The organism is Actinomadura rubrisoli, from assembly GCF_004349215.1.
GTDB classification, from domain to species: domain Bacteria; phylum Actinomycetota; class Actinomycetes; order Streptosporangiales; family Streptosporangiaceae; genus Spirillospora; species Spirillospora rubrisoli.
On record NZ_SMKU01000467.1, the window covers coordinates 1 to 5,946 of the forward strand.

The following is a 5,946-nucleotide window of genomic DNA, read 5'->3' on the forward strand; positions in this document are numbered from 1 at the left end:
AGCGTCAGACATATATAAGAGGGCGGGCGGCGGCCGCGTCGAGGATCGAGGGGAACGCGCGGGTGAAGGACTCCGCCTGCGCGGCGGTGAGGACCAGCGGCGGGGCGATGCGCAGCGCGTCCGGCTGGACGGCGTTGATCAGGAAGCCGGCGTCGCGCGCCGCGGCCTCCACGGCGGCGGCGTGCGGCCCGGTGAGGACGGCGGCGCGCCAGAGGCCGCGGCCCCGCACGCCCGCCAGCAGGGGGTGGCCGATGGCGGCGAGCCCGCCTGCGAGGGTCTCCCCCACCGCCGTGACGTGGGCGAGCAGGCCGTCCTTCTCGATCGTGTCGAGGACGGCGAGGGCGGCGGCGGCGCTCACCGGGTTGCCGCCGAAGGTGCTGCCGTGGTCGCCCTTGGCGAAGATGTCGCCGTGCCGTCCGAACGCGACGCACGCGCCGATCGGCATGCCGCCGCCCAGGCCCTTGGCCAGGGTCAGGATGTCGGGCCTGGCGTTCTCGTGCTGGAAGGCGAACCAGGCGCCCGTCCGGCCGATCGCGGACTGGATCTCGTCGGCGACGAACAGCGCTCCGGCGGCGTCGCAGATCCGCCGGGCCTCGGCGAAGTACCCGTCCGGCGGTGGGACGACCCCGGCCTCGCCCTGCGTGGGCTCCAGGAACACCGCCGCGCAGTCCTCGTCCACCGCGGCCCTGAGCGCGTCGGCGTCGCCGTAAGGGACGAAGGCGACGTCGAGCCCGTACGGCCCGAACGGCTCCCGGATCGACGCCTTGCCGGTCAGGGACAGCGCTCCCATGCTGCGGCCGTGGAACCCGTTCTCCGTCGCGACGAACCGGGACCGGCCGTTGGCCTTCCCGTGCTTGATCGCGAGCTTCAGCGCGCACTCGTTGGCCTCGGTGCCGCTGTTGGTGAGGAACACCCGGCCGTCGCCGTCCAGCAGCGCCCGGAGCCGCTCGGCGAGCAGCACCTCGGGCTCCTGCACGAACAGGTTGGACGTGTGCGCGATCGAGGCGACCTGCGCCGACACGGCCTCCACGAGGGCGGGGTGGCCGTGGCCCAGGGAGCTGACCGCGATGCCCGCGATGAGGTCGAGGTACTCGCGGCCGTCGGCGTCCCACACGCGGCAGCCCTCGCCGCGCGCGAGCGCCAGCGGCGGGACGCCGTAGTTCGGCATGAACGCGGTCTCGTACCGCTTCCTCAGGTCGTCGACGCTCATTCCATCGCTCCAGGGGGGCTGGGCAGGACCATCGTCCCGATCCCTTCGTCGGTGAAGATCTCCAGCAGCAGCGAGTGCGGGACCCGCCCGTCCAGGACGTGCGCCTGCGGGATCCCGCCGCGCACGGCGGCGAGGCACGCCTCCATCTTCGGCGCCATCCCCGCGGACAGGTCCGGCAGCAGGACGGCCAGCTCGTCGGTGGTGAGGCTGCCGATCACGTCGTCGCTGTCCGGCCAGTCGGCGTACAGGCCCTCGACGTCGGTGAGGACGACGAGCTTGGCGGCGTCCAGCGCGACGGCCAGCGCGGCGGCGGCGGTGTCGGCGTTGACGTTGAAGACCTCGCCGTCGTCGCCGCGCGCGATGCTGGAGATGACCGGGACGCGGCCGTCGTCCAGCAGCGCCCGGACGGCCGCGACCTGCACCTCCACGATCTCGCCGACCTGGCCGAGGTCGACGGGCTCGCCGTCCACGAGGGCCCGCTTGCGCTCGGCGGTGAACAGGTTGGCGTCCTCGCCCGACATGCCGAGCGCGAACGGCCCGTGCCGGTTGATCAGCCCGACGACGTCCCGCTGGACCTGGCCCGTCAGCACCATCCGGACGACCTCCATGGCCTCCGGGGTGGTCACCCGCAGCCCGGCGGTGAACGTGGAGTCGATGCCGTTGCGGTCGAGGGCCGCGTTGATCTGCGGGCCGCCGCCGTGGACGATCACCGGCCGCAGCCCCGCGTACCGCAGGAACACGATGTCCTCGGCGAACGAGTGCCGCAGTTCCTCGTCGGTCATCGCGTGCCCGCCGTACTTGATCACGACGGTCTTGCCGTGGAACCGCTCCAGCCACGGCAACGCCTTGATCAGGACCTCGGCCTTCGACATCACGTCGGCGCGGTTCTTGCGCATCTGCGCGCCGCTGGTGACCGCGCTCACGTCGAGTAGGCCGAGTTCTCGTGGACGTAGTCGGCCGTGAGGTCGGTCGTCCAGACGGTCGCGCTGTGCGGGCCCGCCGACAGGTCGACGGTGATCGTCACGTCGCGGGGGCGCAGGTCCACCTTGTCGCGGTCGTCGCCGGACGAGCCGTTCCGGCACACCCACACGCCGTTGATCGCGACGTTGAGCTGGTCGGGGTCGAACACCGCGTCGGTGGTGCCGACGGCCGACAGCACCCGGCCCCAGTTGGGGTCCTCGCCGTGGATGGCGCACTTGAGCAGGTTGTTGCGGGCGATGGAGCGGCCGACGGCGACGGCGTCGGCGTCGGCCGCGGCGCCGACGACCTCGATCGCGATGGCCTTGGAGGCGCCCTCGGCGTCCACGAGCAGCTGCCGGGTGAGGTCGGCGCACACGTCGGTGAGCAGCGCGGTGAACTCGTCCTCGTCCGGGACGACCCCGGCGGCGGCGGACGCCATGAGCAGGACGGTGTCGTTGGTCGACATGCAGCCGTCGGCGTCGAGCCGGTCGAGGGTGAGGGCGGTCGCCGAGCGCAGCGCCCGGTCCAGGGCCGCGGCGGGCAGGTCGGCGTCGGTGGTGATGACGCACAGCATCGTGGCCAGGGACGGGGCGAGCATGCCCGCGCCCTTGGCCATCGCGCCGATCATGTAGCCGCCGGCGCCGTGCCGGAAGGAGATCTTGCCGACGGTGTCGGTGGTGCGGATCGCGTCGGCGGCGGCGAGCCCGCCGTCCCCGCGCGACAGCTCGGCGGCGGCCTTGCCGATGCCGGGCAGCAGCGCGTCCATCGGCAGCCGCTCGCCGATCAGGCCGGTGGAGCAGACGGCGACCTCGCCCGCGGAGTCGCCGAGGACCTCGGCGACCCGCTCGGCGGTGGCGTGGGTGTCCTGGAAGCCGGGGGCGCCCGTGCAGGCGTTGGCGCCGCCGGAGTTCAGCACGACGGCGTGGACGCGGCCGCCCTTGAGGACCTGCTCCGACCACAGCACGGGGGCGGCCTTCACCCGGTTGCGGGTGAAGACGCCGGCCGCCGCGCGGGACGGCCCGTCGTTGACGACCAGGGCCAGGTCGCGGCTGCCGCTGTCCTTCAGCCCGGCGACCACGCCGGCGGCGCGGAAACCCCGGGGGGCGGTGATGCTCAAGGGGACACTCCGATCGTGGTGAGCCCGAGTTCTTCCGGGAGGCCCAGGGCGAGGTTGGCGCTCTGGACCGCGCCGCCCCCGGTGCCCTTGGTGAGGTTGTCGATGGCGACGACCGCGACGAGCCGTCCGGCGTCCTCGTCGAGGGCGACCTGGACGAGCGCGGTGTTGGCGCCGAGCGTCATGGACGTGGCGGGCCACTGCCCCTCGGGCAGCAGGCCGAGGAACGGCTCGTCCGCGTAGGCGCCCGCGTAGGCGGCGCGGAGCGTTCCCGCCGTCACGCCGGGACGGGCCTTGGCGGTGCAGGTCGCGAGGATGCCCCGGCTCATCGGCGCGAGCGTCGGGGTGAACGACACCGTGACCCGCTCCCCCGCGACCGCGCCGAGGTTCTGGACCATCTCGGGGGTGTGGCGGTGCGTGCCGCCCACGGCGTAGGCGCTGACCGAGCCCATGACCTCGCTGCCCAGCAGGTGCGGCTTGAGGGACCGCCCGGCGCCCGAGGTGCCGGACGCGGCGACCACGACGACGTCGGGCTCGGCGAGGCCGGCGGCGAACGCCGGGAACAGCGCGAGGCTGACGGCCGTCGGGTAGCACCCGGGGACGGCGACGCGGTTCGCCGAGCGCAGGACGTCGCGCTGCCCGGGCAGCTCGGGCAGGCCGTAGGGCCAGGTGCCCGCGTGGGACGTCCCGTAGAACCGCTCCCAGTCGGCGGGGTCGGCGAGCCGGTGGTCGGCGCCGCAGTCGACCACGAGCACGTCGTCGCCGAGCCGCTCGGCGAGGGGCCCGGACCGGCCGTGCGGCAGCGCCAGGAAGACCACGTCGTGGCCCGCGAGGGTGTCCGGGGTGGTCTCGGCCAGGACGCGCCCGGCCAGGGAGCGCAGGTGGGGCTGGTGCGCTCCCAGCTCGGTGCCCGCGTTGGAGCCCGCCGTCAGCGCGCCGATCTCGAACTCTGGATGTCCCGCCAGGATGCGCAGCACCTCGCCGCCCGCGTAGCCGCTGGCGCCGGCGACCGCCGTCCGGATTCCCATGTTCCACTCTGCCCTTCGGAAGCAATGAGCAAGAGTATGCATGACCGTGGATGCCTATTCAATGCGCCGGCCCGCCTTCCCGGCCGTTGAGACGAGCGCCACAGAGATGCTTAGGCAACTAATAATTTGACGGCGAAAAATCGGCTCCCTAACATTCACCGCCATGGAGAACCTCGGCTTCGGCGACCTGGCGGCCCTCGGCCCCGTCGAGGAGTGGCCGGTCGGCCGGCTGTTCGCGGTGGCCTCCCGGCTGTCCGGCCCGGTGGTGTGGCGGATCATCGAGCGGCACGGCGTCAGCCCGGCCGGGTTCTTCACGCTGCGCCTGCTCCTCTTCGAGGACGGCCTGCGGGCGGGCGAGATCGCGAAGAGGCTCCTGATCGCCCCGGCGACGGTCACCTCGGTCGTCGACACCCTGGAGCGCAACGGCCTGGTGGAGCGGCGCCGCTCCGACGAGGACCGGCGCGCCGTCCTGGTGCACGTCACCGACGCCGGCCGGGGGCTCATCCGCGACAAGGGCAAGCCGATCGCCGAAGACCTGTTCCAGCTCTACGACGTCGTCGAGGAGGGCGACGAGCCAGCCGTCCGCCGGTTCCTGGTCAACCTGATCAAACGGTTCGAGGACTTTCCGGAAGCGAAGGGATGCGGCGCGTGACCACACCGCCAGAGACCGCCGTGCGCACGGCGGACCTGAAGAAGACCTACCCCTCCGCGGGCCCGCGCCCCGAGGTGCACGCCGTCCGGGGCATCGACCTGGACGTGCCGAGGGGCGAGTTCTTCGGGCTGCTCGGCCCGAACGGGGCGGGCAAGTCCACCACGATCGGCATGCTGACCACGCTGGTCGTCCCGACCGGCGGCAGCGCGGAGGTCTGCGGCCTGGACGTCGTGCGCGACGCGGTCGAGATCAAGCGGCGCATCGGCGTGGTGTCGCAGAACAACACCCTGGACAGCGACCTGACGGCCGCCGAGAACCTGGAGTTCCGGGGCCGGTTCTTCGGGCTGAGCGCCCGCGACGCCCGCCGGCGCGCCGAGGAGCTGATGGAGCTGTTCGGGCTCACCGACCACCGCCTCGGCAACCCGTTCGAGATGTCGGGCGGGCAGGCCAAGCGCGTCATGATCTGCCGGGCCCTCATGCACGGGCCCGAGGTCCTGTTCCTGGACGAGCCGACCGCCGGGCTGGACCCGCAGACCCGCACCAACCTGTGGGAGGTGCTGCGCGGCCTCCAGGCGGCCGGCCAGACCATCCTGCTGACCACGCACTACATGGAGGAGGCCGAGGCGCTCTGCGACCGGGTCGCCGTCGTCGACCACGGCGCGATCCTGGCCAGCGGCACCGTCGACGAGCTGAAGAGCACCGCCGGAGCCGACACGGTCATCACCGTCACCTACGACGCCGAGGTGCCGCAGGACATCCACGCGCTGTCGGACCGGAAGGGCATCAGCAAGGTCGAGGTCAACGACGGGCAGGTGCGCGTCTTCGCCGCCGAGCCCGAGGGCGTGCTCGGCGAGCTCGTCACGATCGGCGCCGCCGCCGGCATCGGCGTCACCGACGCCACCCAGCTGCGCCCCAGCCTGGAGACCGTCTTCCTCACCATCACCGGAAGGGACTACCGCGAATGAGCGCCCCCGTCCTGGCC

General features: G+C 73.0%; 6 protein-coding genes. 2 read left to right on the forward strand and 4 right to left on the reverse strand.

Annotation, left to right across the window (positions count from 1 at the left end):
- Positions 1 to 4: 4 nt before the first annotated feature.
- Genes E1298_RS43045 through argC form a run of 4 tightly spaced genes read right to left on the reverse strand, consistent with a single transcriptional unit; the run spans position 5 to position 4,312 of the window.
- Positions 5 to 1,210 carry an acetylornithine transaminase gene (locus E1298_RS43045; RefSeq protein WP_131903153.1) on the reverse strand — a complete coding sequence of 402 codons (1,206 nt, stop codon included), beginning with the start codon at positions 1,208 to 1,210 and terminating at the stop codon, positions 5 to 7.
- Entirely contained in the window at positions 1,207 to 2,106 is a 900-nt protein-coding gene (gene argB / locus E1298_RS43050; protein ID WP_131903158.1) for an acetylglutamate kinase, read from the reverse strand. Before argB ends, E1298_RS43045 begins: the two co-directional genes overlap by 4 nt.
- 23 nt (positions 2,107 to 2,129) lie before the next feature.
- Positions 2,130 to 3,287 carry a bifunctional glutamate N-acetyltransferase/amino-acid acetyltransferase ArgJ gene (gene argJ, locus E1298_RS43055; protein ID WP_131903154.1) on the reverse strand — a complete coding sequence of 386 codons (1,158 nt, stop codon included), beginning with the start codon at positions 3,285 to 3,287 and terminating at the stop codon, positions 2,130 to 2,132.
- Positions 3,284 to 4,312: an N-acetyl-gamma-glutamyl-phosphate reductase gene (gene argC / locus E1298_RS43060; protein ID WP_131903155.1), complete on the reverse strand. Its 1,029-nt coding sequence runs from the start codon at positions 4,310 to 4,312 to the stop codon at positions 3,284 to 3,286. Before argC ends, argJ begins: the two co-directional genes overlap by 4 nt.
- Positions 4,313 to 4,475: 163 nt before the next feature.
- Here argC and E1298_RS43065 point away from each other — a divergent pair, with 163 nt between their 5' ends.
- Positions 4,476 to 4,964 (forward strand): MarR family winged helix-turn-helix transcriptional regulator, encoded by a 489-nt coding sequence (locus tag E1298_RS43065; RefSeq protein WP_131903156.1) that lies wholly within the window; start codon positions 4,476 to 4,478, stop codon positions 4,962 to 4,964.
- A complete protein-coding gene (locus E1298_RS43070) occupies positions 4,952 to 5,929 on the forward strand; it encodes an ABC transporter ATP-binding protein (protein ID WP_243726190.1) in 978 nt (325 codons plus the stop codon). The genes E1298_RS43065 and E1298_RS43070 overlap by 13 nt, the downstream gene beginning before the upstream one ends.
- Positions 5,930 to 5,946 lie beyond the last annotated feature (17 nt).

What these genes read in the sequence shown, in the direction of transcription:
- E1298_RS43045 (WP_131903153.1), bottom strand. Translation starts at nt 1,210, where the DNA reads ATGAGCGTCGACGACCTGAGGAAGCGGTACGAGACCGCGTTCATGCCG.
- argB (WP_131903158.1), bottom strand. Translation starts at nt 2,106, where the DNA reads ATGCGCAAGAACCGCGCCGACGTGATGTCGAAGGCCGAGGTCCTGATC.
- argC (WP_131903155.1), bottom strand. Translation starts at nt 4,312, where the DNA reads ATGGGAATCCGGACGGCGGTCGCCGGCGCCAGCGGCTACGCGGGCGGC.
- E1298_RS43065 (WP_131903156.1), top strand. Translation starts at nt 4,476, where the DNA reads ATGGAGAACCTCGGCTTCGGCGACCTGGCGGCCCTCGGCCCCGTCGAG.
- E1298_RS43070 (WP_243726190.1), top strand. Translation starts at nt 4,952, where the DNA reads ATGCGGCGCGTGACCACACCGCCAGAGACCGCCGTGCGCACGGCGGAC.